Genomic DNA, 25,223 nt, shown 5'->3' on the forward strand with positions numbered 1-25,223 from the left:
CCCCGAAAGGGGCGCGGGGAACCGCGCGACCGGCCACAGGAGACCGGCAGCCGCCCGCAGACCAGAACCCCCTGGCTCCGAGGCGCACCGGCCAAGCGGCGCAGCTATAGTGCGGAGATCAGCAGAACCCCAGCGTGAGGCCCCGCACGTGTTGACCCAGACCACCTCACGGGTGCTCGATCCGAGCGACCTTGACGCCGCGCTCGCGGTCCTCGACCGCGAGCCGGTCGCGAACGCCTTCGTGACCTCACGGGTCCAGATCGCGGGCCTCGACCCGTGGCGCCTCGGCGGCGAGATGTGGGGCTGGTACGAGGACGGCATGCTCACGTCCCTGTGCTACGCGGGCGCCAACCTCGTGCCCATCTGCGCCACCCCGCGCGCCGTGCGCGCCTTCGCCGACCGGGCCCGCAGGGCCGGTCGGCGCTGCTCCTCCATCGTCGGCCCCGCCGAATCCACCGCCGCCCTGTGGCGCCTGCTGGAACCGCACTGGGGCCCGGCCCGCGAGGTCCGCGCCCAGCAGCCCCTGATGGTCACCGACCGCATGCCCGTCGACATCGCCCCGGATCCGTACGTCCGACGCATCCGCAAGGACGAGATGGAGACGATCATGCCGGCGTGCGTGGCGATGTTCACCGAAGAGGTCGGCGTCTCCCCGATGGCCGGGGACGGCGGCCTGCTCTACCAGGCCCGGGTCGCCGAGCTCGTGGGCTCCGGCCGCTCCTTCGCCCGTGTCGACGAACAGGGCAAGGTCGTCTTCAAGGCGGAGATCGGCGCGGCGACCACCCAGGCCTGCCAGATCCAGGGCGTATGGGTCGCCCCCGAATACCGGGGGAAGGGCCTGGCGGTCCCCGGCATGGCGGCGGTCCTGCGCTACGCCCTGGCGGATGTCGCCCCCGTGGTCAGCCTCTATGTGAACGACTTCAACACGGCGGCGCGACGGACGTACCGGCGGGTGGGGTTCCAGGAGGTCGGCGCGTTCATGAGCATCCTCTTCTAGAGGGGGAAGAGGCCTGGTTCACTCCGGCAGCAGGGCCAGGAGCTGCTTAGTGTGGCCGGGCAGTTCCACGTCGGCGAGACCCGTGATGAGGTCCCTGAGCGGCATGGGCCGATCGACCAGAAGCGTGTCGGCGGAGAGGAGCAGGCTGGGCACCCGGGTGTCGAGTTCGGCCTCGCTCAGCATCGGCCCGCCGAGTGCGCACAGGGCGTCCGCCTGGATCCGGATGCGCTCCCGGAGCCCCGCGTTGCCGCCGGCGAGCGCGATGGCGCGTTCGATGGTCCAGGTGTCGAGCGCGACGCGGTTGTCGTACGTGGTCCTCGCCCCCGCGGTGACGGCGGAGACCGCGGTGATGGTGGCGCCGTTGACGAGGGTGACGTGCGCCAGGATCTGGTCGGCGTTCCACTCACCGGCCGGCGGGACGGGTTTCGCGCCGGAGCCGGCCACTGTGGCGGCGGCCTCCAGCAGTGCGCGGTAGGCGTCCCGAAGCGATGCGGTGTCCATCAGTCTGCTCCTCGCCGTCGTCGCTGTCCTTGCTGTCCTAGCTGTCCTCGTGATCGTCGTGCCGTTTCAGCTGTGCGCACGATGCATCTCCCACGGCGCCTGCGGGAGGACCTCCCCGGTCTCCAGCAGCGACTTGAGGTTCGCCAGCACGGCCGGCCAACCCTGCGAAATCCCGTTGAACATCGCCTCGTTGGCGAGGTTCTCGTGGGTGACGGTGAGACGGACGATGTCGTGGTGCGGCTCGACGAGGAAGGTGACGACCGACGGCTCGCGGGGCAGCTCGGCGTCGGGGGCGTCGTCGAAGGTGATGACGAGGCGCGTCGGGGGTTCGGCCGCCAGCACGCGGCCGAAGACGTCGACGGTGCCCGATCCGTCCACCCGCCGGTGCTCCCAGTCCGAGCCCGGCTGCCAGTCCGAGACATTGGCGTGGCCCCAGTAGCGTGCCGTCAGGTCGGCGTCCGTCAGGGCCCGCCACACCTGCTCGGCGCTGGCGCGGATGTAGGTGACGTAGACGTACGTCGGCACGGATGCGGGTGTGTCGGTCATGGCGTACTCCTCTGCCTGTTTCTTGATGGCACTGATGGCTTGCAGGCGGGGCTTGTCGAACTCCGAGATCCAGCGCTCCTCGATCTCGTGGATCGGGGCCGGGTTGAGGTAGTGGAGCCGTTCCCGTCCGCGCCGTACGACCGTGACGAGGTCGGCCTGCCGGAGAAGGTCGAGATGCTGTGTCGCCGACTGGCGTGTCATGGCCAGGCGTTCGCACAGCTCTCGCAGCGTCTGCCCGTTCTGTTCGCGCAGACGGTCGAGCAGGAGTCGTCGGGTGGGGTCGGCCAGCGCTTTGAAGACCGAGTCCATCGCTCTCGCTTCGTGGCTCACCCTTCGATTATGCAGGCATTTACCTGCCTAATGTCAAACGGTGCCCGGGCTGCGGGCGCCACCTGCCCTGTACGCTCCCCCGCATGGACGTCGTGATCGGCCCCCTGGACCTCTCAGCCCACGTAGACGAGGCCTTGGCAGTCCAAGCCGTAGCCTTCGGACTCGGCCCCGACGAGGTGGCCGTACGCCGCCAGATCGTCCAGCGCCACATGCAGTACACGGGCGCGCGCGCCCTCGGCGCGACCAGCGAAGGGCGCCTCGTGGGGTTCGTCTACGGCATGCCCAACTCGCGCACCCACTGGTGGTCCACGGTCGTGGAGCCCTATCTGCGCGCCCGGGACAACGACTTCTGGCTGGACGACTCCTTCGTCATCACCGAGCTGCACGTCCACCCCGGCCACCAGAACCGCGGCATCGGCCGCCGCCTGATCACGACGATCACCGACGGCGCCGGCGAGCCCCGCTCGATCCTCTCCGCGATCGACACCGACAGCCCCGCCCGCGGCCTCTACCACTCCCTCGGCTACGTCGACCTCGCCCGCCAGGTCCACTTCCCGAGCGCCCCCAAGCCCTACGCCGTGATGGGCGCCCCCCTGCCGCTGCGGCGGAGATAACCGATTTCCACCGGCACAGCAAGCCCGGCTAACCTCCTAGCCATCACCGTTTTCCCGGCAGGAGTACGAGAACCATGGCGAACGCACCGGTCCAGCGCATGTCCCAGTTGATGGCGAAGACGCTGCGCGACGACCCGGCGGACGCCGAGGTCCTCAGCCACAAGCTCCTCGTCCGCGCGGGTTACGTCCGCCGCACCGCGGCCGGCATCTGGTCCTGGCTGCCGCTCGGCATGAAGGTCCTGTCCAACGTGGAGCGGATCGTCCGCGAGGAGATGGACGCCATCGGCGCCCAGCAGGTCTCGCTCCCCGCCCTGCTGCCCCGCGAGCCCTACGAGGCGACCGGCCGCTGGGACGAGTACGGCCAGGAGCTCTTCCGGCTGAAGGACCGCAAGGGCGGCGACTACCTCCTCGGCCCCACCCACGAGGAGATCTTCACCCTCCTGGTCAAGGACCAGTGCACGTCCTACAAGGACCTGCCGGTGATCCTCTACCAGATCCAGAGCAAGTTCCGTGACGAGGCCCGTCCCCGGGCCGGCATCCTGCGCGGCCGCGAGTTCCTGATGAAGGACTCGTACTCCTTCGACCTGGAGGACGAGGGCCTGGCCAAGTCCTACGCCCTGCACCGCCAGGCGTACCAGAACATCTTCGACCGGCTCGGCCTCGACTACCGCATCTGCGCGGCCACCGCCGGCGCGATGGGCGGTTCCAAGTCCGAGGAGTTCCTGGCCCCGGCCGAGGCCGGCGAGGACCTCTTCGCGGACTGCCCGAACTGCGACTTCGCGGCCAACACCGAGGCGATCGCCTACGAGCTGAAGCCGGTGGACGGCTCCGCCGTGCCGGCCGCCGAGGAGATCCCCACCCCGGACACCCCGACCATCGAGACCCTCGCCGCCCACCTCGGCGTCCCGGCCTCCGCCACGCTGAAGAACCTGCTGGTCAAGGTGGACGGCGAGATCATCGCCGTCGGCGTGCCCGGTGACCGCGAGGTCGACATGGACAAGGTCGAGGCGCACTTCGCCCCGGCCGCCGTCGAGCTGGTCACCGCCGAGGACTTCGTCGGCCGCCCCGACCTGGTCCGCGGTTACGTCGGCCCGCAGGGCCTGGGCGAGAAGGTCACGTACATCGCCGACCCGCGCGTGGCCCCCGGCACCGCCTGGATCACCGGCGCCAACAAGGAGCACACGCACGCCAAGAACGTCGTCGCCGGCCGTGACTTCGAGGTCGACGCGTACGTGGACGTCGTGGTCGTGCAGGAGGGCGACCCCTGCCCCAAGTGCGGCACCGGCCTGAAGCTGGACCGCGCCATCGAGATCGGCCACATCTTCCAGCTGGGCCGCAAGTACGCCGACGCCCTCAAGCTCGACGTGCTGGGCCAGAACGGCAAGCCGGTCCGCGTCACCATGGGCTCCTACGGCGTCGGCGTCTCCCGCGCCGTCGCCGCGATCGCCGAGCAGACCGCCGACGAGCACGGCCTGTGCTGGCCCAAGGAGGTCGCCCCGGCCGATGTGCACGTCGTCGCGGCCGGCAAGGCGCTGCAGACCGAGCTGGCGCTCGACGTCGCCGAGAAGCTGGCCGCCGCGGGCGTCCGCGTCCTCGTCGACGACCGGGCGGGCGTCTCCCCGGGTGTGAAGTTCACCGACGCCGAGCTGATCGGCGTGCCCCAGATCCTGGTCGCCGGCCGCCGCTCCGGCGAGGGCGTGCTGGAACTGAAGGACCGCAGGACCGGCGAGCGCGAGGAGCTCTCCGTCGAGGAAGCGATCGCCCGCCTGACGGCCTGATCACACCCCGCCGTGCCGCGCCCCGAAAGGGGCGCGGCCCACAGCTTTCCGTCCGAGAGCCTTCTCGGCAGGCCCCAGCTGCAATAAAAGGGGGCGCGAGCAACCGCACGCGACCCGCAGTGTCACGACGGCCCGCACCACCCCGGACCGCCCTAGAGCCACCCCGCAAACTCCAGCAACAGCTCCGCATCCTTCGGCCGCCCCACGCGGAGCGCTCGCACACCCGACTCCACCGCCCGGAACAGCGTCCACCCCCGCAGCCGCTCCAGATCCACGTCCAGCGACTCCGCGAGCCGCTTGATCCGCCGCCGGGTGGTGGCCGCCCCGGACGGCACGGCGATCAGATCCTCCACCCGGTCCCGCACCAGCCGCGCCAGGTCGAAGGCGCACTCGCCGACCACCGGGTCCGGGCCCACCGCGAGCCAGGGCATCCGCTCCCCGGCGAGCACCTTGCTCTGCCGGAACGTGCCGTGCAGCAAGCGGTGTTCGGGCGGCGCGGCCAACAGCTCCTCGCGCGCCGCGAGCGCCGCGTCCACCAGCGCGGCCGCCTCGGGATCGGCCTCGGCGCTCGCCCGCATCGCCTCGGCCTGCCGCCCGGTCCGCTCCGCCACCGTCTCGAACGCATGGCCGGCCGGTGGCTCCACCCACAGCCGCCGCAGCGTCCCCGCGGCCTCCAGCAGGGCCTTCGCCTCCGGCAGCGACCGCACCGACACGTCGGGGTGCAGGCGCTCCAGCAGCAGCGCTCCCTCGGCCGTGTCCTCGGCGGCGTTCTCGGCCTCCGCCGGCAGAAGCTGCACGGCCCCCAGACCGGCCCAGTGCGCCAGCGCCGCCCGCTCGCTCTCCGGGCGGGCCCGGGGCGGGGCCAGCTTCAGCACGGCCGGGCTGCCGTCCGCCCGCCGGACCAGCACCACCAGGCTGCTGCGCCCGCCGGGTACCTGGAGCCGTTCCACGCTCAACTCGCGCCGGGCGACCGCCCGTTCGGCCGCCTCGGGCAGCCGCGCCAGCCAGTCGTCCCCGGCGGGCGCCGTCTCACCGAGCGCCCGCACCAGCCGCTGGGGCGGTTCGAAAGCCATGCGCGAGTTGTTCCTTCCTGCTGGGCCTGCCGTAGGGCGGCTGCGCGGTCACGTCGTCGGCGACGCCGAGGTACGGGGTCCGGCCGCACCCGCTTCGTCACCGGCCCGCTCGGCGAGCCCAGGGAAGGCTACGCTCTCCCCGCTCCAGCGCACCGCCCGCACCGCGGCCTCGCGCAACGCCCCGGCGGCCGCGCCGCGCCGCGGGCCGCTCGCCGCCCGCACCAGGTCCGAGTACACCCCGGCCACCCTCTCCTCCAGCCGGGCCGCCAGCCGCACCGCGGAGGCCGCGTCCGGCACCGGGAACGGCAGCGCGTAGGCGGCGCTCGCCGCGACCGGCTCGCCGCCCAGGTCGCGCACCTCGCGCACCAGCGCGTCCCGGCGGGCCCGGTGGGCGGCGTAGGCCGCCCGCGCCTCGACCCGCCGCCGCTCGTCGACGCGCCCGCCGACGACGCCGTACCCGTACACCGCCGCGTGCTCGGCCGCCAGCGCCTCCTGCAGGGCGGTCAGCTCGGCCTTCTTGGCCTCGTCGCTCACTTGGCCCCCTCGGTCAGCAGATACGCGTGCACCGCCCCGGCCGCGGCCACCGAGGCCATCAGCCGGGCCAGTTCGCCCTCCACGTCCAGCAGGGCCTTCGCCCGCCGGTCGGCGAGGGCGCGCTCGGCTGCGGCGAGCTCGGCGAGCGCGTCCTTCTCGGCGGCGGGCACCGTCGGGGACGCCGTGGAGGCCTTGGGGGAGGGGGACTTGGTGGCCGAGGTCCCGCCGAAGGCCGACGCGTGCGCCGCGACCTCGGCGCGCAGCGGCCGCAGCCGCCGGGCCAGCGCCGGATGGGCGGCGAGCACCGCGTCGTAGTGCTCCAGCAGCCCCGCGCTGTCCAGGGCCGCACGCGCGCGTACCCGTGCGGTCACCGAAGGGGTGCCGCCGGCGTGCGCCGGGTCCGGACCGGCCGAGCAGCCGACCAGCAGGGCGGCCCCGGCGGCCGAGGCGAGCAGGGTTCTTCTGCGCGGCCCCGAGGGGGTGCGCGGCGGCGGAGGGTACGGCACTGCAGACGTCCTCGGGGCGACTCGTACGAAAGGAAGAACAGCAACGGGCGGCACGCCCGTGATCACCGTACCCGCGCGCCCCGCGCACACCACTCACCGGCACCGTCCGGACACAGGTGGACGGCAACACTCCCCGCGACCGGATACCCTTTGACCAGACACGCGACCCATCCCACAACAGCACACGCGGCCGAGGAGTCACCCGGATGAGCACCACCCAGAGCGAGAGGCTGCGAGAGCTGCTGGAACCGCTCGTCACCTCCCAGGGGCTGGATCTCGAAGAGATCGCCGTGGACTCCGTCGGACGCAAGCGGGTGCTGCGTGTGGTCGTCGACTCCGACACCGGAGCGGATCTGGACGCGGTCGCCGATGTGAGCCGCGCGCTCTCGGCGAAGCTCGACGAGACCAACGCGATGGGCGACGACGCGTACGACCTGGAGGTCGGAACCCCCGGCGCGGAGCGCCCTCTCAGCGAGCACCGGCACTTCGTCCGCGCCACCGACCGGCTCGTGAAGTTCCAGCTGGCCGAGGGCGGTGAGGTGACCGCCAGGATCCTGGCGGTCGACGAGGAGGGCATCGACGTGGAGGTGCCCGGGGTGAAGGGCCGCAAGGCCACCACCCGCAGACTCGGCTTCCCGGAGATCGTCAAGGCGCGGGTCCAGGTCGAGTTCAACCGCAAGGACAAGAAGGACATGAAGGAAGAGGAGGAGGCGTAGCCGTGGACATCGACATGAGCGCCCTGCGGGGCTTGGTTCGGGAGAAGGAGATCTCCTTCGACCTGCTGGTCGAGGCGATCGAGTCGGCCCTCCTCATCGCGTACCACCGCACCGAGGGAAGCCGCCGGCACGCGCGCGTGGAGCTCAACCGGGAGACCGGCCACGTGACCGTGTGGGCGAAGGAGGACCCGGAGGACCTCGAGGAGGGCCAGGAGCCCCGCGAGTTCGACGACACCCCCTCCGGCTTCGGCCGGATCGCCGCCACCACCGCCAAGCAGGTGATCCTGCAGCGGCTGCGCGACGCCGAGGACGACGCCACGCTCGGCGAGTACGCCGGCCGCGAGGGCGACATCGTCACCGGCGTGGTCCAGCAGGGCCGCGACCCGAAGAACGTGCTCGTGGACATCGGCAAGCTGGAGGCCATCCTGCCGGTGCAGGAGCAGGTCCCCGGCGAGTCGTACCAGCACGGCCTGCGGCTGAGGTCGTACGTCGTCCGGGTGGCCAAGGGCGTGCGCGGCCCGTCCGTGACCCTCTCCCGTACACACCCCAACCTGGTGAAGAAGCTCTTCGCCCTGGAGGTGCCGGAGATCGCCGACGGGTCGGTCGAGATCGCGGCCATCGCCCGCGAGGCCGGCCACCGCACCAAGATCGCCGTACGGTCCACCCGTTCGGGCCTGAATGCCAAGGGCGCCTGCATCGGCCCGATGGGCGGCCGGGTGCGCAACGTGATGGGCGAGCTGAACGGCGAGAAGATCGACATCGTCGACTGGTCGGACGACCCGGCCGAGATGGTGGCGAACGCGCTGTCACCCGCTCGGGTGAGCAAGGTGGAGGTCGTCGACATGGCCTCCCGCTCCGCCCGGGTGACCGTGCCGGACTACCAGCTGTCGCTGGCGATCGGCAAGGAAGGGCAGAACGCCCGGCTCGCGGCCCGGCTCACCGGCTGGCGGATCGACATCCGTCCGGACACCGAGCAGGCCGGAGAGCGCACCGGGGAATAGATCTCGGCCGTGCACCGCTGAGATCACGACAGTCTTATATCGAGCAACTGTTCGACTTTTCCCCCGGAGGGGTGAGGTCGGTACGGGGAGGTAGACTTAGCGGTGTCTGGCCGGACGCGTGCCCGCGCATGCCCTGAGCGCACCTGTGTGGGGTGCAGGCAGCGAGCGGCCAAGGACGATCTGCTGCGCACCGTGGCGGATCAGGAGCAATGTGTTCCCGATCCTCGCGGTACGCTGCCCGGCCGGGGTGCGTATGTACACCCCGACCCGGTCTGTCTCGACCAGGCGGTGCGCCGCCGGGCGTTTCCTCGGGCGCTACGCGTCCCCGGGCCGCTCGACATAAAGGCGTTGCGTCAGTACGTCGAGCAGACGGACAGTTGCTGAGTAGGCAACACGGCAAGAAAGCGAGTCGCACGGAACCCCCCGTGCGGCCTGGTACCTCGCGAGTCGAAAGCAGGTCGAGATTGCGATGAGCACTCGATGAGTACGCGATGAGTACGCCCATGAACTAGCGACGGTCCGGCTTCCCCGGACCTCAGAGGAGCGAAGTGGCTAAGGTCCGGGTCTACGAACTCGCCAAGGAGTTCGGCGTTGAGAGCAAGGTCGTCATGGCCAAGCTCCAGGAACTCGGTGAATTCGTCCGTTCGGCGTCTTCGACGATCGAAGCGCCTGTTGTACGCAAGCTGACCGACGCCTTCCAGGGTGGCTCCGGCAAGTCCGCCGGCAAGCCCGCCCCGCGCAAGGCCGCCCCCAAGCCCGCCGCGCCTTCTCCGGCGCAGGCGGCCCGTCCGGCTGCCCCGAAGCCGGCGGCCCCCAAGCCTCCGACGGCTCAGCAGCCCGCTGCTCCGTCGGCCCCCGTGGCCCCGTCGGCCCCCGCGCCGACGCCGGGTCCGCGTCCGGTTCCGGGCCCGAAGCCCGCGCCGCGTCCGGCTCCGGCCGCCCCGGAGTTCACCGCTCCGCCGGCCGCTCCGGCCGCGCAGGCCCCGCAGGCTCCGGCCGCGCAGGGTCCGCGTCCCGGCGCCCGCCCCGGTGCTCCGAAGCCCGGCGGGCGTCCGTCCGGTCCCGGCCAGGGCCAGGCCCGTCCGGGCCAGGGTGCCCCGCGTCCCGGTGGCCAGGCTCCGCGTCCCGGTGCCCGTCCGGCCGGTCCGCGTCCGGGTAACAACCCCTTCACCTCCGGTGGCTCCACCGGCATGGCCCGCCCGCAGGCCCCGCGTCCGCAGGGCGGACCCCGGCCGGGCGGCCACGGCGGCCCCGGTGGTCCCGGTGGCGGTCCCCGTCCGCAGGCGCCCGGCGCCCAGGGCGGCGGTCCGCGTCCGCAGGCTCCGGGCGGACACGGCGGCGGCTCCGGCCGTCCGTCCCCGGCCGGCATGCCCCGTCCGCAGGGCGGTCCGCGTCCCGGCCCGGCCGGTCCGCGTCCGAACCCCGGCATGATGCCGCAGCGTCCCGCTGCCGGCCCGCGTCCCGGTGGCGGTGGCCCCGGTGGCCGCGGTCCCGGCGGTGGCGGTCGTCCCGGTGGCGGCGGCGGTCGTCCCGGTGGCGGCGGCTTCGCCCGTCCCGGTGGCGGCGGTGGCGGCTTCGCCGGTCGTCCCGGTGGTCCCGGTGGCGGCGGCGGTGGCGGCGGTTTCGCCGGTCGTCCCGGTGGTCCCGGTGGCGGTGGCGGCGGTGGCCGTCCCGGCTTCGGTGGCCGTCCCGGTGGTCCCGGTGGCCGCGGTGGCACGCAGGGCGCCTTCGGCCGTCCCGGCGGTCCCGCGCGTCGCGGTCGCAAGTCGAAGCGGCAGAGGCGCCAGGAGTACGAGGCCATGCAGGCCCCGAGCGTCGGCGGCGTGATGCTGCCGCGCGGCAACGGCGAGACCATCCGTCTCTCCCGCGGCGCGTCGCTCACCGACTTCGCGGAGAAGATCAACGCCAACCCGGCGTCCCTCGTCGCGGTCATGATGAACCTCGGCGAGATGGTCACGGCCACGCAGTCCGTCTCCGACGAGACGCTGCAGCTCCTCGCGGGCGAGATGAACTACGAGGTTCAGATCGTCAGCCCCGAGGAGGAGGACCGCGAGCTGCTCGAGTCCTTCGACATCGAGTTCGGCGAGGACGAGGGCGACGAGGAGGACCTGGTGGTCCGTCCGCCGGTCGTCACCGTCATGGGTCACGTCGACCACGGTAAGACCCGACTCCTCGACGCCATCCGCAAGACGAACGTCATCGCGGGCGAGGCCGGCGGCATCACCCAGCACATCGGTGCCTACCAGGTCTCGACCGAGGTCAACGACGAAGAGCGCAGGATCACCTTCATCGACACCCCGGGTCACGAGGCGTTCACCGCCATGCGTGCCCGTGGTGCGAAGTCGACCGACATCGCGATCCTGGTCGTCGCGGCCAACGACGGCGTCATGCCGCAGACGGTCGAGGCGCTCAACCACGCCAAGGCGGCCGACGTCCCGATCGTCGTCGCGGTCAACAAGATCGACGTCGAGGGCGCGGACCCGACCAAGGTGCGCGGTCAGCTGACCGAGTACGGCCTGGTGGCCGAGGAGTACGGCGGCGACACCATGTTCGTCGACATCTCCGCCAAGCAGGGTCTGCACATCGACAGCCTCCTCGAGGCCGTCGTCCTCACCGCCGACGCCTCGCTCGACCTGCGGGCCAACCCGGCCCAGGACGCGCAGGGCATCTCGATCGAGTCCCGTCTCGACCGCGGCCGTGGTGCCGTGGCTACGGTCCTCGTCCAGCGAGGCACGCTGCGGGTCGGCGACACGATGGTCGTGGGCGACGCCTACGGCCGAGTGCGCGCCATGCTCGACGACAACGGCAACAACGTCGCCGAGGCCGGCCCGTCGACGCCGGTCCAGGTCCTGGGCCTGACCAACGTCCCGGGTGCGGGCGACAACTTCCTGGTGGTCGAAGAGGACCGTACGGCCCGTCAGATCGCCGAGAAGCGCGCCGCCCGCGAGCGCAACGCCGCGTTCGCCAAGCGCACGCGCCGCGTGTCGCTGGAGGACCTGGACAAGGTGCTCAAGGCCGGCGAGATCCAGCAGCTGAACCTGATCATCAAGGGTGACGCCTCTGGTTCCGTCGAGGCCCTCGAGTCCTCCCTGCTCCAGCTGGACGTCGGCGAAGAGGTCGACATCCGCGTCCTGCACCGCGGTGTCGGTGCGGTCACGGAGTCCGACATCGACCTGGCGATGGGCTCCGACGCCATCGTGATCGGCTTCAACGTCCGCGCGGCCGGCCGCGCGGCGCAGATGGCCGAGCGCGAGGGTGTGGACGTCCGGTACTACTCGGTCATCTACCAGGCGATCGAAGAGATCGAGGCGGCCCTCAAGGGCATGCTCAAGCCGGAGTACGAAGAGGTCGAGCTCGGCACGGCGGAGATCCGCGAGGTCTTCAAGTCGTCCAAGCTGGGCAACATCGCCGGTGTCCTCATCCGCTCGGGCGAGGTCAAGCGCAACACCAAGGCGCGCCTCATCCGCGACGGCAAGGTGGTCGCGGAGAACCTCAACATCGAGGGCCTGCGTCGCTTCAAGGACGACGTCACCGAGATCCGCGAAGGCTACGAGGGTGGTATCAACCTCGGAAACTTCAACGACATCAAGGTCGACGACGTCATCGCGACGTACGAGATGCGGGAGAAGCCGCGGGCGTAATCACGCCGACGGTTCGTGCTGGCCGACGGGACTCCGGTCCTGTCGGCCAGCGCGCCGTTCCCGGGCTCCGAGCGGAGTCCAGGGTGCGGTAAAACCCCGTCGAGCCTCCGGCAGGAACGGGGTACCGTTCTTGATGTCCCCGGCCCACACGGGCCCGGGGCCATCGATCCCGTACCGGCGGGTGAACCGGCACACAACATGTACGTGGGGACTCTGTCCTTCGACCTCCTCCTCGGCGACGTCCACTCGCTGAAGGAGAAGCGCTCCGTCGTCCGCCCGATCGTCGCCGAACTCCAGCGGAAGTACGCCGTGAGCGCGGCCGAGGTGGACCACATGGACCTCCACCGGCGAACGATCATCGGCCTGGCCATGGTCTCCGGCGACGCGGCGCACCTCACCGACGTACTGGACCGGTGCGAACGGCTGGTCGCCGGCCGCCCCGAAGTGGAGCTGCTGTCCGTACGACGGCGCTTCCACGGCGACGACGACTGACCACAGAACGCAAGAAGAAGAAAGAACGGGAGACGGACCAGTGGCCGACAACGCGCGGGCGAAAAGGCTGGCGGACCTCATCCGGGAGGTGGTGGCCCAGAAGCTGCAGCGCGGGATCAAGGACCCGCGGCTCGGCTCGCACGTCACCATCACGGACACCCGGGTCACGGGTGACCTGCGGGAGGCGACCGTCTTCTACACGGTCTACGGGGACGACGAGGAGCGGCAGGCGGCGGCCGCCGGCCTGGAGAGCGCCAAGGGCATCCTGCGCTCCGAGGTCGGCCGCGCGGCCGGCGTGAAGTTCACGCCGACCCTCACCTTCGTCGCCGACGCCCTCCCCGACACCGCCCGGACCATCGAGGACCTCCTCGACAAGGCACGGCAGTCCGACGCGAAGGTCCGCGAGGCCTCCGCGGGTGCGGCGTACGCGGGCGGCGCGGACCCGTACCGCAAGCCGGCCGACGACGAGGCGGCCGAGACCGAGACGGACGGCGACGCCGCGGAATGACCCAGAAGCACACCACGCCCGACGGCCTCGTCATCGTCGACAAGCCGTCGGGCTTCACTTCGCACGACGTGGTCGCCAAGATGCGCGGCATCGCGCGCACCCGCCGCGTCGGCCACGCCGGCACCCTCGACCCGATGGCGACCGGCGTCCTCGTTCTCGGGGTGGAGCGCGCCACCAAGCTCCTCGGGCATCTCGCCCTGACCGAGAAGGAGTACCTGGGCACCGTCCGGCTCGGCCAGAACACCGTCACCGACGACGCCGAGGGGGAGATCACCTCCTCCACCGACGCGTCCAAGGTGACCCGGGACGCCATCGACGCCGGCATCGCCAAGCTGACCGGCGACATCATGCAGGTCCCGTCCAAGGTCAGTGCCATCAAGATCGACGGCGTGCGGTCGTACAAGCGGGCCCGCGAGGGCGAGGACTTCGAGATCCCCGCCCGGCCGGTGACCGTCTCCGCCTTCACCGTGTACGACGTGCGGGACGCCGTCGCCGAGGACGGCACCGCCGTGCTCGACCTGGTGGTCTCGGTGGTCTGCTCCTCCGGCACCTACATCCGTGCCCTCGCCCGCGACCTGGGCGCCGGCCTCGGCGTCGGCGGCCACCTCACCGCGCTGCGCCGCACCCGCGTCGGGCCGTACAAGATCGACTCCGCGAAGACGCTGGACCAGCTCCAGGCCGAGCTGACCGTCATGCCGATCGCCGAGGCAGCCGCGGCCGCGTTCCCCCGCTGGGACGTGGACGCCAAGCGCTCCCGGCTGCTACTCAACGGCGTCCGGCTGGAGATGCCCGAGGAGTACGCGGGGGCGGGTGCCGTCGCCGTCTTCGACCCCGAGGGCCGCTTCCTCGCACTGGTCGAGGAGCACAAGGGCAAGGCGAAGAGCCTGGCCGTCTTCGGCTGACCGGAATCCGCGCCGGCCCGCACGGTCCTCACCGATTCCGTGCCGTCGGCGCCGGTCCGCACGGGAGTCTGCCCGTGGAGCGGCGACCACGGGGTCCTGCCACTGCCGCCGCTCCACGGTCCCCCCTCGGTTCCCCCACCCCTAGGGTGTATCCAGCCGCCCCCGCCTATTCACCCGACCGGGCAGGCGCTCGGAGTGAAGCGGGGGAGCGGAAGGGGGCGCTTTCGCCCCGCGAGCTGTCCCGCTGATCACCACACGCCTACCGTCGAGGACGAGGGCACGTGTGTACGGGCGGGGAGGTACGGCCATGGCGGGTCGGGGCGGCGACGCGAACCGTACCGGCGTCTTGGGCCGGAGCCGGGACGAGCACCCGGGAGAGAGCCGGGCCGGGCACCGGGGCGAGAAGCGTACGGAGTACGACGGGGGCCGCGCGGAGCGCACGGACCGCCGGGACGGCGCGGACGGCTCGGGCTCGGCTGCCGACGGGCCCACTCGCACAGACGTCCTCGTCCAGATCCGCGACCTGGCCGGCCGTCCCCGCGGGGTCGGCTTCCTCGTCGACCACCACGGCACCCTCCTGACCAGCCACGAGGCCGTCGACGGCCTGCCCCGGCTGGTACTGATGACCGCGGGGAACCGCACCTGCGCGGTGGACGCCGACGCCGTCACCCCGCTGCCCGCGCTCGATCTGGCCCTCGTCCGCACCGAGGGCCTGGGGGTGGAACCCCTGGCGCTCACCGTCCGGGAACGTGTCGAGGCCGGCACCTACGTCCGGATCGCCGCGGGCTGCTGGCGCGAGGCACGGGTGCTGACCGCCACCCAGGTGACCTACACCGCAACGGACCGCGTCCACCTCCTCGAAGACGCCCTGGAGCTGGCCATCGGCACGGCCGGCCGGGACGCGCTGCGGCTCGGCGGCGGCGCGGCCGGGGGACCGGTGCTCGACGCCGCCACCGGCGCGGTGCTCGGCATCCTCGGCACCGCCCTGCGCTCCGCCCAGCACGACGCCGGCTTCGCGGTGTCCCTGAGGCCGTCGGACGGCCCGCTGGCCGAGCTGCTCGCCCGCAACGCCGCCACCGTGCCCGCGTACGGCGCCGACCTCAACCTGGCCGGCGTCCTGGAGCTGACCGCCACCTCGGTGGGCCAGGACGGCCCGCCGGGCGCCCTCTCCGGCACGGCCGGTCCCGGCCGCGTCCAGCCGGTCGAACGTGCCGACGTGGCAAGGGAGTTGGCGGCCTTCGCCGACGGCGACCGCGCCGTGCTCGGCCTCGTCGGCGCCCCGGGCAGCGGTCGTACGACCGAACTCGCGGCCCTCGCGGCCCGGCGAAGCCGCTGCGAGCGGCCCGCGCCCACACTGTGGCTGCGCGGTGCCGACCTGAAGGACGCCGACGGCTCGGTCGCGGACGCGGCCCGTCGCGCCCTGGAGCGCGCCGTCCGGATCGTCGCCGCCTCCCGTTCCGTACGCCCCGCCGACCTCGGCGACCTCGGCCCGGAGCGCCTGGCCCGCTGCGCCGGGCGGGCCGGCCGGCCGCTGCTGCTCCTGCTGGACGGCCCCGAGGAGATGCCGCCCGTCCTCGCCCACCGGCTGTCCCGGTGGACCGAGGGGACCGCCGAGTGGCTGCGGAAGACCGGTGCCCGGCTGGTGGTGGCGTGCCGGGAGGAGTACTGGGAGCGCACGGGGGCCGAGTTCCCGGCGGACCTCCGCCACACCCCGGAGGGCGACGGCTCCGGCCTTCCGCCGTGCGTGCGGCTCGCGGACCTCGCCGAGGACGAGGCCCGCCGGGCCCGTTCCCGCTACGGCATCCCCGACGACGCCCTCACGGGCCACGACGCCCGGCACCCGCTCACGCTGCGCCTCCTCTCCGAGGTCCGCGCCGCGCTCCCGGACGCCCCGCCCGCCCGGCCCGTCGACCGGCACGAGGTCTTCGCCGCCCACCTCGACCTGATGTGCCTGCGCATCGCGGTCCGCCTCGCCGCCGAGAACGGGCTGCGAGGCACGGCCGTACGGCGGCTCGCCGCCCGGGTGGCCGGTCAGGTGCACGAGGCCGCCCGGCGCAGCCTCGGACCCGGCCAGGGCGAGCTGGACCGCGCCTCCTTCGAGGCGGTGTTTCCCTGGGGACCCGCCCCGGCCCGCCTCGGCGGCGGCGCCGGCTGGGCCTCGGCCGTCCTCACCGAAGGCCTCCTGGTCCCGGCCGGGGCCGGCTACCGCTTCGCGCACGAAGAGCTGGCCGACTGGATCCAGGGCATGCATCTCGACCTGGACGAGGCCCTGCACGCCCTGGTGCACCGTCCCCGCACTCCTCGGGGCGCCCACCCGCTCCCCGTCCCGCACCACCGCATCGGCCCGGTCGTCCAGGCCCTGCTCCTCCTCGGCCGCCAGTGCGGACCTGGCGAACTCTCCTGCCGACTGCGGGAGTTGGTCGACGCGCTGGACCTGGACCCCACCTCCTGGTGGGCCGGCCGACTGCTCACCAGGACCCTGCTCCAGGTTCCGGACGCGACGCCGTACACCGAGGTGCTGCGCCTTCTCGCCGACCGCATCGTCGCCTGGCGTCACTGTCAGCGGCCCGTACCGGACGCGCTCGCCCCCGCCTTCTGGCTCGCCCTGCCCATCCCCGGCATCGAGCGCTTCGCACTGCTGCGGCAGCTGGTCCTGGCGGACGCGGCACCGGTGGAGCCGGCCGGTGAGGGTGAGGGCCGGGGCCACGGCGAGCGTGTGGGTTCGGGCCCGGGCGGACGCGAGGGCCCGGGTGCCCTCGGCGGCGCCGGTGAGCCCGTAGGCGCGAAAGACCGCGGCGTGGACGAGCCCGGCGGCGCGGGCGCCCCTGGGAGCGGGTCCGGGCGCGCTGCCACCACCGACGGGGCGACCGAGCGCGCGGCCGTGGCGGAACGGTACCTGGACGCCGTGGCGCGGCTGCTCGCCGCCGACCCCGCCGCCGTACAGCCCCACCTCGCCCGCTGGTTCGCCGACGAGCGGCCGCTGCCCGCGACCCCGGACGCCACCGTGGCGACCGCAGCGCAGGCTCTGCTGCACACACACCGGCACGGCGCCCTGGACGACCTCACCGAGGTGCTCGTGGAGAGCGCGCACCGCAGGGCCGACGAGTTGCTGACCGTACTCGCCGAGGACGAGCCCTCGGCGATCTGCCGGGCCGTGGACCGCTGGGCGCACGACGAACGCCCCGCCCGCCGGGTGGCCGCGGTGGCGTTCGCGCTCCGAGCCGCCCCGCACGTCCGCTCGGCCGCCGACCGCGAACTGCTGCGCTACGCCGCCCTCGCCCTGCTCGCCCGACCCGCCGACTGCAGCCTGCACGGCGGTGCCCTCGCCCTCCTGGTCCGCGACCCGCACACCCGCGACCGCCATCTCCCCGAGGCCCTGCGCCACTTCGCCGACGGCGATCCGCAGCTCCCGCCCGAAGCCCTGGTGACGGCCCTGACCACCCACACGGAACCCGTCCTGCAGGCCTTCCGAGCCCGCCTGCGCCGCGGCGCGGACGCCGGGGAGGCGCTCCGCGCGCTCGCCGACGTCACCACCCCTGCCCTCGCCCGCCGGGTCGCCGCTCTCGTCCGGGAGGCGGTGGGGGCGCGGCCGGAGACCGCCCGGCACGTGGCCGCGTACGTGGACCGCCGTCTCGACCAGGGCCCCGCCGCTCGTTCCGTCCTGCTGCCGCTGGTCACCGGTCTCCTCGACGGCGGCGCCGAACAGGTCCGGGCGGCCCTCGCCACCGTGCTCGCCGCCCCCGGCGCCCCCGCCTCCCGCCCCCTGCGCCGTGAGCTGCTGGACTTCCTCCTCATCCACGAGCAGGACCCGGACGTCCTGGACGCCCTCCTGCACGCGGCGGTCCCGCACGGAGACGGCCGGGACGCGGAGCTGCGCGCCCTGGTCCACCGCGTCGGCCTCCTCCTCGTCCGCACCCCCGACGGGGCAACCCGCTTCGACTGGGGACTGGTCGTCCTCGCCCGGCACGTGCCCGGCTTCGCCGCGCGGGTGGCCCGCTGGCTGGGCGAGACCCCGGACGACTGGGCCGTGGTGGTGGGCCCCAGCGCCCGCCGCATGATCGAGAATCTGGCGGGGGTGCGAGTACCGGCCTGACCGGTCGGCGAACGTGCGCCCGGTCACAGCCCCTATGCCGATGAGGGTCCAGGGCACCCGGCATGGCACCCTTAGACCTGCACAAGAGGTCAACGGTAGACACGGACACGGGTTCGAGGAGCGGTCACAGTGCAGCGCTGGCGTGGCTTGGAGGACATTCCCCAGGACTGGGGGCGCAGCGTCGTCACCATCGGTTCCTACGACGGCGTCCACCGCGGCCACCAGCTGATCATCAAGCACGCCGTCGACCGCGCCCGCGAGCTGGGCGCCCCGGCCGTCGTCGTCACCTTCGACCCGCACCCCAGCGAGGTCGTCCGCCCCGGCAGTCACCCGCCCCTGCTCGCCCCGCACCACCGCCGCGCCGAGCTGATGGCGGACCTGGGCGTGGACGCGGTGCTCATCCTCCCCTTCACCACCGAGTTCTCGAAGCTCTCGCCCGCCGAGTTCGTGGCCAAGGTCCTGGTCGACAAGCTGCACGCCAGGGCGGTCGTCGAGGGCCCGAACTTCCGCTTCGGCCACAAGGCCGCCGGCAACGTGGAGTTCCTCGCCGAGCAGGGCAAGAACCACGACTTCGAGGTGGAGGTCGTGGACCTGTACGTCTCCGGTGCGGCGGGCGGCGGCGAGCCGTTCTCCTCGACCCTGACCCGGCGCCTGGTCGCCGAGGGCGACGTGGCCGGTGCCCGCGAGATCCTGGGCCGTCCGCACCGGGTGGAGGGCGTGGTCGTCCGCGGCGCCCAGCGCGGCCGCGAGCTGGGCTTCCCCACGGCCAACGTCGAGACGCTCCCGCACACCGCGATCCCCGCCGACGGTGTGTACGCCGGTTACCTGCACGCGCAGGGGGAAGTCATGCCGGCCGCGATCTCCGTCGGCACCAACCCGCAGTTCGACGGCACCGAGCGCACGGTGGAGGCGTACGCCATCGACCGCGTCGGCCTCGACCTGTACGGGCTGCATGTCGCCGTCGACTTCCTGGCGTACGTGCGCGGCCAGGCGAAGTTCGAGTCGCTGGACGCCCTGCTGGAGCAGATGGCCGCGGATGTGAAGCGGTGCCGGGAGATCGTGGCGGAGGAGGAGTAAGTCCTTTTCGCACAGCGAAAGGGCGGCCGGTGCGGAAGACGCACCGGCCGCCCTTCTGCATGCCGTCCTACTGCTGGGGCGGCTGCTGCTGCCCCTGCGGAGGCTGCTGGTGGCCCTGCTGCGGCGGGTAGGGCTGACCGGGAGCCTGCGGCGGGTAGGGCTGGCCCGGGGCCTGCGGCTGTGCCTGCTGCGCCGGATACGGCTGCGGCGGCCCGGTGTACAGCTGCTGGCCGGGGGCCTGCGGGTACGGCTGGCCCGGCTGGCCCTGCTGGGGCGGATACGGCTGCTGCCCCTGCGGCGGGTAGGCCTGACCCGGCATCGGCTGACCCGGCATCGGCTGACCCGGTATGGGCTGACCCGGCATCGGCTGACCCGGCATCGGCTGACCGGGCATCGGCTGACCGGGCATCGGCTGACCGGGCATCGGCGGGGCGGCCACGGGTGGCGGGTTGCCGTCGCTGGTCCACAGCCCGTGCGACTGCTGGTGCCGCACCAAGTCCTCGGCGACCATGGCCGCGAGGTTGAAGTACGCCTCCCGCACCTTCGGTCGCATCATGTCGAGGTCGACCTCGGCACCGGCGGCCAGGTGCTCGTCGAAGGGCACCACGATGACGCCGCGGCAGCGCGTCTCGAAGTGCGACACGATGTCCTCGACCTTGATCATCTTGCCGGTCTCGCGCACTCCGGAGATCACGGTGATCGACCGCGAGACGAGGTCGGCGTACCCGTGCGCGGACAGCCAGTCCAGCGTCGTACTCGCGCTGCTCGCACCGTCGACCGACGGGGTCGAGATGATGATCAGCTGGTCGGCGAGGTCGAGCACCCCGCGCATGGCGCTGTACAGCAGGCCCGTGCCCGAGTCGGTGAGGATGACCGGGTACTGCCTGCCGAGCACGTCGATCGCGCGCCGGTAGTCCTCGTCGTTGAACGTGGTGGAGACGGCCGGGTCGACGTCGTTGGCGATGATCTCCAGTCCGGAGGGCGCCTGGGACGTGAACCGCCGGATGTCCATGTACGAGTTCAGGTACGGGATCGCCTGGACCAGGTCACGGATGGTCGCCCCCGTCTCCCGGCGCACGCGTCGCCCGAGCGTACCGGCGTCCGGGTTGGCGTCGATGGCGAGGATCTTGTCCTGCCGCTCGGAGGCGAGCGTGGAGCCGAGGGCGGTGGTCGTGGTGGTCTTGCCGACACCGCCCTTGAGGCTGATGACCGCGATGCGGTAGCAGGACAGCACCGGCGTGCGGATCAGCTCCAGCTTTCGCTGCCGCTCGGCCTCCTCCTTCTTCCCGCCCAGCTTGAAGCGGGACGCGGCAGCGGCGGGCCGGCCGCTCTTCGCCTTCTGCCTCTTGTTGTTGAGCAGCCGGTCCGAAGAGAGCTCCACGGCCGCGGTGTAACCCAGTGGCGCTGCACCCGGGTTGGTCGGCTGCCGCTGGTCGTGCTGGATGGGCTGTGGCCAGGCGGCACCGGCCCGAGGATCGGCGGGCTGCTGCGGAGCCTGGGCGGACTCGGGGTTCTGCGGGGGCTGAGGCTGCTGTCCCGGCGGCGGGAAGCCGTAGCCGGACTGCGGTGCGGGGCCGCCAGGGGCCGCCTGCTGACCCTGCGGAGGGAAGCCGTAACCGCCGGGCTGGGCAGCGGGGTTGGGCACGCCGGGCGGCGGGAAGCCGTAACCCCCCTGCGGGTTGGGGCCGTTCGGGGCCGGGGGCGGCGGGAAGCCGTAACCGCTCGGCGGAGTGGGCATGCCGGGGTTCGGCTGCGGTGCGGGGGGCGCGGGCTGGTCGGCCATAGGGCCGGGTGCGCCGGGGACGCCGGGGGTTCCCGGGGCGTAGGGCTGACCGGGCTGCAGTACGGGCTGCGCGGGAGCCGGCGGAGCGGGGGTGCCGGGCTGGTTCCATGCGGCGGGCGCGGGCTGGGGTGCCTGCGGCTGGAACGGCGGCTGCTGTCCGGGCACGCCCGCGGGGCCCTGCGCGGCAGCCGGCTGCTGACCGGGCGTCGGGCCCGGCTGCTGCGGTGCGCCCTGCGCGGGCCACTGGGCCGCGGGGGCGGGAGCGGCCGGCTGGTACGACGGCGGCAACGGAGGCATCCCGTCCTGCGGCGTCGGCGGGGGAGTCCAGGCGGGCGGCGCGTCCTGGGGGGCGGTGTCCTGCGGAGCACCGCTCTCGGGCGTGCCGTTGCGCGGTACGGCGTCCGTGTCCGTGGACTTCGCCGCGTCGGAGGGGGTTTCGGCGGCCGTATCGTCCTGGGCCGGTCCCGGGACCGCAGCCTCGGCGGCGGTGTCGCCCTCGGCCTTGTTCTCGGCCTCGACGTCCGCGCCGGTCTCGGTCGCGGCCTCGTTCTCCTCGGACCCGGAGGCCACTGGCGCGTCGACGCCGGTCTCCTCGGCATCGGTGGCATCGGCCGCCTCGGAAACGTCGGCCTCGGCGCCCTGCCCGGAGCCGTCCGTACCCGACTCGTCCGGCGCGGAAGGCTCCGCCTCGGCCCGCGCGCCCTCGCCGTCGGCGGCACCCTTGTCGTCGCCGTCGGCCGGTCCGGCGTCCTCCGGGGCGTCCTCTGCGGAGGCCTCGTTCCCGGCTTCGGCCGCCTTCTCGGCGGCAGCGTTGCGCTCCGCGATCTCGGCCATCTCGCGCTTCAGGGCGACGGCGGAGAACTTCATCGTCGCCCCGCTCTCCAGGTCACCGCTGTCCGACTCGGGCTGTGGGACGGGCGCGAGGGACGGAGCGACCGGAGCGGCAGGAACAGGGGGCTCCTGCTGAGGCTGCTGCGGGGCCTGCGGCTGCTGCAGCTCGAACCCCTCGGGCAGCCTCGGCATCGGAACCGGGTTCCCGGCAGGCGGAGTGTGCGCGGCGTACGGTGCCCCGGGACCGGGAGCCGGCGCGGAGGGAGCGTACGGGGCCCCTTGAGCAGGGGCAGGCGGGGCGGGCGGGGCGTACGGCGCCGCCGGGCCGGGGGCAGGCTGAGCGTAAGGTGCCGCGGGACCGGGGGCGGGCGGGGCGTACGGGGCCCCTGGCATCGCCGTACCGGCCGCCGGAGTCCCCTGCGGCGGTGGGGTCGGGCCCGCAACGGGCGCCTGCGGAGGGAACGGCGGAGGCGGCGCGGCACCGACACCGCCCGGACCGCCCGCCGTACCGGAACCGCTCGGGTCACCGGCGCCGCTCACACCGTCGGGGCCGGAGGCGGCCGGAGCCGCGCCGCCCGTGGTGCCGGAACCACCCGAGGTCCCGGACGCGTTCTGCGTGTACCAGGCGGGCGGGGCGTAGTCGATGGTGAACTCGCCGGTGGTCTCGAAGGCCGACTCCGCGTCGGGCTGGTCATCGCCGGGTGTGGCCCAGCCCCCGCGGATCCCGTCCCGATCGCTGCTCACAGTTCCTCCTGGTGTGGTCGAGCACCCTTGTGCCGTGCCGGGGCGACCATGTCGTGTCGTTCACGTCGTCCGTAGTCGTTCGAGGCAGTCCGAATCCACCGGCCCTCCCCCTGGGGTGACGACGCCTGGTCCACGGGTTCTGGCATCGCGCCCGCTCCCAGCCTAATCACCACGAGGCACACCTCGGCAGCCCCGCCCACCTCTCGGCTCGCGGCCGACGACGCCAGCCGCGAACAAACGTCGAACAATCCACGCAGGAGTAACGAAGAAGAGTTGAATAAACCGGACGAGACGGGGCAGTTCGGCCCCATCAGTCCATGCGTCGCGGTGTGCCCAACAATCCGATCTCGGCATCGGTGGGTTGGGTCATCACATACTGCCGGTCGCGGTCGGTGCACCACAGCGTCACGCCGTCGGGCAGCGCGGGCAGCGACTCCGCCTCGGTCCGGGTCAGCCCCATGGTGCGGCCCAGTTCCGCCGCCTCGTCCGGCGAGACCCGCTGGATACCGGCGAGCCGGGCCTGCCGCAGCAACCGCGGGGCGACCGGGCTGAGATACGGCAGCAGGGTCAGAACCGACTGCCAGGGCCCCGACACCGTGCGCCCGCGCGGCGGCCGCATACCGCAGTCCCGCACCACGAGCACGGGCGTACCGGCCGAGGCACCCTGCGGCGGGACCCGGCCCACGTCGTGCACGGCGAGCCCGTTCTGCCCCCCGCCCATGGCGTGCACCATCTGCATCCAGGCCTGCGGCCGGCCCGTCTCCACGGCGACCCGCGCCCCCGTCGCCGCCGTACGCAGCGCCAGCACCTGAGCCGTCCACAGCCCGCCGATCAGCACGACGTCGTACGGCGTCGGCCGGTTTATCCCCAGCACGGCCGGCTGGCCCTCGGCATCGATCCCGGCGACCACGCCGTCGTCCCCTATGGGCAGGAACAGCGTTTCGGCCTGCTCCACGGACAGCGCGTGCCGCGGATGACGGGGGCCCAGCAGGCCGAAGCCGGTGCGCAGTCGCGCGCCGAGGCTCGGTGTCGGCGGGGTCGTGCCCGACGGGGCAGGCGATGTCGTCATGGCCATCAGCGGGCTCCTCCGAGCGGCAGGGTGGCTAGAACGCCAGGGAGTTGCTCACGGTCCAGACGTGCGAGCCCGGTCCGCGCCTGCCGCGCCGCCTGCTCCAGATCGCGCCGTGCGTTGGTCAGCTCCTGCTTGCTGCGCCCGGTGATCCGCACGTGGCCGGTGATGGACACGTCCTGCTGCGCACCCTTGGCCAGCGTCAGACTGAAGGTCGTCGCCAGCGCGGGTACCGTCGTCAGCTGCGCCACCAACTGCGCCAGCGATTGGCCCGATCCGCTCAGTTGGGGCCATCGGCGCACCCAGTAGGTGGTGTGACGGCGGTTGTCGCAACGCCAGCTGCGGCTGGACTCTTCGGTACGGCGCTGCGGCGCCTCGCCCCGCCCGGCCTGGGACGCCTGAGCCGTCACCATCGGGTTGGCGCAGGCGGAGGTGGCGATGGCGGCGGTCAGCTCCTCCTCGGTGAGCACACTCGCCCGGAACCCTGCGCCGGTCAGACGGCTCGACAGGTGCTCGGACGAGCGCGCCAGACACTTCTGCGCCCCCAGCAGACCGCCGCCGCGCGCGGCCACCGCCTCCGGACACAGCTCGGGATCGAGCTTCAGCGCTATCCACGTGATGCGCACCGCGGGTGAGCCCGTCTGGGCCTGCAACGGCGCGTAGTTGTTGACCACGACCGACTGCTGGGGCAGGTGCAGCGCGGGTGCCGGCTGCGTGTGCACCACGATCTGCGCCGACTCCAGCCGGATCCCGTCGACTTCGAGGACGTCCCGTACGAGGGCCACCGGCAGCGGCCTGCGCATGCGCTCCGCGCGCAGCGCGTCCGCGTCCGACTCCACCTGGAGCACCGCGGTGAGGAAACCACCGTCGCCCACCATGCCGATCGGCCGCTGGTCGCGGTCGTCGCCGCGGGTGTAGCTGCAGGTACGCAGGCTCGGGTCGCACTCCGCGGCAGGCGCGAGACCGGAGTCGGTTCCCGGCGGGACCGGTGTACCCGCAGCTCGCCGTCTGCGGGCCCGCAGCGCCAGCAGCGTGCCGAGCCATTCCGGCAGAGAGCGCCCCCGCCGTCGTACGACGGCCAGCACCACGATTACTACGGAGAGCGCGATGGCGGCGATCATCGCGACCGTACCGACCAGCCACCCGCACACCACGAGCGCGCCCGCGATCTCCAGCAGCACCAGCCGCTGCACCGCGAACGAACCGCCGCGCCCCGAGCGCGACACCAGATGCGGCGTGAAAGCCCCTTGGGAGGACGCGGAGGTCTGCCGGGCGCCCGACTGGGAGGAGGAGGAAGAGTCGCGGCCACCCGACCGGCCCGAGTCACCCGGTCGTGATCCCGATTGCGATCGCGACCGGGCCCGCGTTGCGGAAGCCATCACTGCCAAAACCCCCGAACTCTCCCGAAAACCCTAGCGCTCCGGTCTCTGCAAACCCTGAGCACCCTACCCGTGCCACAAGCAGGCCCGCGCAACAGGCATAGTAGG

The 25,223-nt window shown here is 73.0% G+C and carries 20 protein-coding genes; 12 read left to right on the top strand and 8 right to left on the bottom strand.

The genetic code is table 11. The features are described from left to right. The first annotated feature begins 148 nt into the window (after positions 1-148). Positions 149-997, top strand: a complete 849-nt coding sequence (locus tag AVL59_RS09535) for a GNAT family N-acetyltransferase (protein WP_067301535.1) — start codon at positions 149-151, stop codon at positions 995-997. 18 nt (positions 998-1,015) lie between these two features. Here AVL59_RS09535 and AVL59_RS09540 read toward each other — a convergent pair whose 3' ends face one another. Both AVL59_RS09540 and AVL59_RS09545 read right to left on the bottom strand, forming a co-directional pair. Beyond that, positions 1,016-1,498, bottom strand: a complete 483-nt coding sequence (locus AVL59_RS09540; protein ID WP_237281463.1) for a hypothetical protein — start codon at positions 1,496-1,498, stop codon at positions 1,016-1,018. A gap of 66 nt (positions 1,499-1,564) precedes the next feature. Beyond that, positions 1,565-2,353 (bottom strand): ArsR/SmtB family transcription factor, encoded by a 789-nt coding sequence (locus AVL59_RS09545; protein ID WP_067301539.1) that lies wholly within the window; start codon positions 2,351-2,353, stop codon positions 1,565-1,567. 104 nt (positions 2,354-2,457) lie between these two features. Between AVL59_RS09545 and AVL59_RS09550 the strand changes: the two genes are divergently transcribed. Together AVL59_RS09550 and AVL59_RS09555 are read left to right on the top strand one after the other, a co-directional pair. Continuing rightward, a complete protein-coding gene (locus AVL59_RS09550) occupies positions 2,458-2,988 on the top strand; it encodes a GNAT family N-acetyltransferase (protein ID WP_067301542.1) in 531 nt (176 codons plus the stop codon). 74 nt (positions 2,989-3,062) lie between these two features. After that, positions 3,063-4,766, top strand: a complete 1,704-nt coding sequence (locus tag AVL59_RS09555) for a proline--tRNA ligase (protein WP_067301544.1) — start codon at positions 3,063-3,065, stop codon at positions 4,764-4,766. A 152-nt stretch (positions 4,767-4,918) separates the two neighbouring features. Here AVL59_RS09555 and AVL59_RS09560 read toward each other — a convergent pair whose 3' ends face one another. Genes AVL59_RS09560 through AVL59_RS09570 form a run of 3 tightly spaced genes read right to left on the bottom strand, consistent with a single transcriptional unit; the run spans position 4,919 to position 6,879 of the window. Beyond that, positions 4,919-5,839: an aminoglycoside phosphotransferase family protein gene (locus AVL59_RS09560; RefSeq protein ID WP_067301547.1), complete on the bottom strand. Its 921-nt coding sequence runs from the start codon at positions 5,837-5,839 to the stop codon at positions 4,919-4,921. 48 nt (positions 5,840-5,887) lie between these two features. Continuing rightward, positions 5,888-6,373 (bottom strand): ferritin-like domain-containing protein, encoded by a 486-nt coding sequence (locus AVL59_RS09565; RefSeq protein WP_067301549.1) that lies wholly within the window; start codon positions 6,371-6,373, stop codon positions 5,888-5,890. Then, positions 6,370-6,879: a hypothetical protein gene (locus AVL59_RS09570; RefSeq protein ID WP_067301552.1), complete on the bottom strand. Its 510-nt coding sequence runs from the start codon at positions 6,877-6,879 to the stop codon at positions 6,370-6,372. Before AVL59_RS09570 ends, AVL59_RS09565 begins: the two co-directional genes overlap by 4 nt. A gap of 206 nt (positions 6,880-7,085) precedes the next feature. On the opposite strand from AVL59_RS09570, the gene rimP reads away from it, so the two are divergent. The 9 genes from rimP to AVL59_RS09615 all read left to right on the top strand — a co-directional run bounded on the left by rimP (position 7,086) and on the right by AVL59_RS09615 (position 19,309). Continuing rightward, positions 7,086-7,595: a ribosome maturation factor RimP gene (gene rimP, locus AVL59_RS09575; RefSeq protein ID WP_067301555.1), complete on the top strand. Its 510-nt coding sequence runs from the start codon at positions 7,086-7,088 to the stop codon at positions 7,593-7,595. Positions 7,596-7,597: 2 nt separating this feature from the next. Then, positions 7,598-8,596, top strand: coding sequence for a transcription termination factor NusA (gene nusA, locus AVL59_RS09580; RefSeq protein ID WP_067301558.1), 999 nt, complete (start codon positions 7,598-7,600; stop codon positions 8,594-8,596). A gap of 102 nt (positions 8,597-8,698) precedes the next feature. Further along, positions 8,699-8,980 (top strand): YlxR family protein, encoded by a 282-nt coding sequence (locus tag AVL59_RS47620; protein WP_079146598.1) that lies wholly within the window; start codon positions 8,699-8,701, stop codon positions 8,978-8,980. Positions 8,981-9,144: 164 nt separating this feature from the next. Then, on the top strand, positions 9,145-12,237 hold the full coding sequence (gene infB, locus AVL59_RS47625; protein ID WP_079146599.1) for a translation initiation factor IF-2: 3,093 nt from the start codon (positions 9,145-9,147) through the stop codon (positions 12,235-12,237). Positions 12,238-12,435: 198 nt separating this feature from the next. Beyond that, positions 12,436-12,729: a DUF503 domain-containing protein gene (locus AVL59_RS09595; RefSeq protein WP_067301563.1), complete on the top strand. Its 294-nt coding sequence runs from the start codon at positions 12,436-12,438 to the stop codon at positions 12,727-12,729. 40 nt (positions 12,730-12,769) lie between these two features. Beyond that, complete coding sequence (rbfA, locus tag AVL59_RS09600) at positions 12,770-13,237, top strand: 30S ribosome-binding factor RbfA (protein WP_067301566.1); 468 nt, start codon at positions 12,770-12,772, stop codon at positions 13,235-13,237. Beyond that, positions 13,234-14,139, top strand: coding sequence for a tRNA pseudouridine(55) synthase TruB (gene truB, locus AVL59_RS09605; RefSeq protein ID WP_067301569.1), 906 nt, complete (start codon positions 13,234-13,236; stop codon positions 14,137-14,139). The genes rbfA and truB overlap by 4 nt, the downstream gene beginning before the upstream one ends. A gap of 307 nt (positions 14,140-14,446) precedes the next feature. Continuing rightward, complete coding sequence (locus tag AVL59_RS09610; RefSeq protein WP_237281464.1) at positions 14,447-18,232, top strand: trypsin-like peptidase domain-containing protein; 3,786 nt, start codon at positions 14,447-14,449, stop codon at positions 18,230-18,232. A 129-nt stretch (positions 18,233-18,361) separates the two neighbouring features. Continuing rightward, positions 18,362-19,309: a bifunctional riboflavin kinase/FAD synthetase gene (locus tag AVL59_RS09615; protein WP_067301572.1), complete on the top strand. Its 948-nt coding sequence runs from the start codon at positions 18,362-18,364 to the stop codon at positions 19,307-19,309. 67 nt (positions 19,310-19,376) lie between these two features. Here the strand turns inward: AVL59_RS09615 and AVL59_RS09620 are convergent, their stop codons facing one another. The 3 genes from AVL59_RS09620 to eccE form a co-directional block, all read right to left on the bottom strand. Continuing rightward, positions 19,377-22,667, bottom strand: a complete 3,291-nt coding sequence (locus AVL59_RS09620; protein ID WP_067301574.1) for an SCO5717 family growth-regulating ATPase — start codon at positions 22,665-22,667, stop codon at positions 19,377-19,379. Positions 22,668-22,977: 310 nt separating this feature from the next. Beyond that, positions 22,978-23,736: a hypothetical protein gene (locus AVL59_RS09625; protein WP_067317065.1), complete on the bottom strand. Its 759-nt coding sequence runs from the start codon at positions 23,734-23,736 to the stop codon at positions 22,978-22,980. Positions 23,737-23,741: 5 nt separating this feature from the next. After that, positions 23,742-25,115 carry a type VII secretion protein EccE gene (gene eccE, locus AVL59_RS09630; protein WP_079146601.1) on the bottom strand — a complete coding sequence of 458 codons (1,374 nt, stop codon included), beginning with the start codon at positions 25,113-25,115 and terminating at the stop codon, positions 23,742-23,744. Positions 25,116-25,223 lie beyond the last annotated feature (108 nt).

Origin of the sequence: Streptomyces griseochromogenes (assembly GCF_001542625.1) — a bacterium.
Lineage (GTDB): Bacteria > Actinomycetota > Actinomycetes > Streptomycetales > Streptomycetaceae > Streptomyces > Streptomyces griseochromogenes.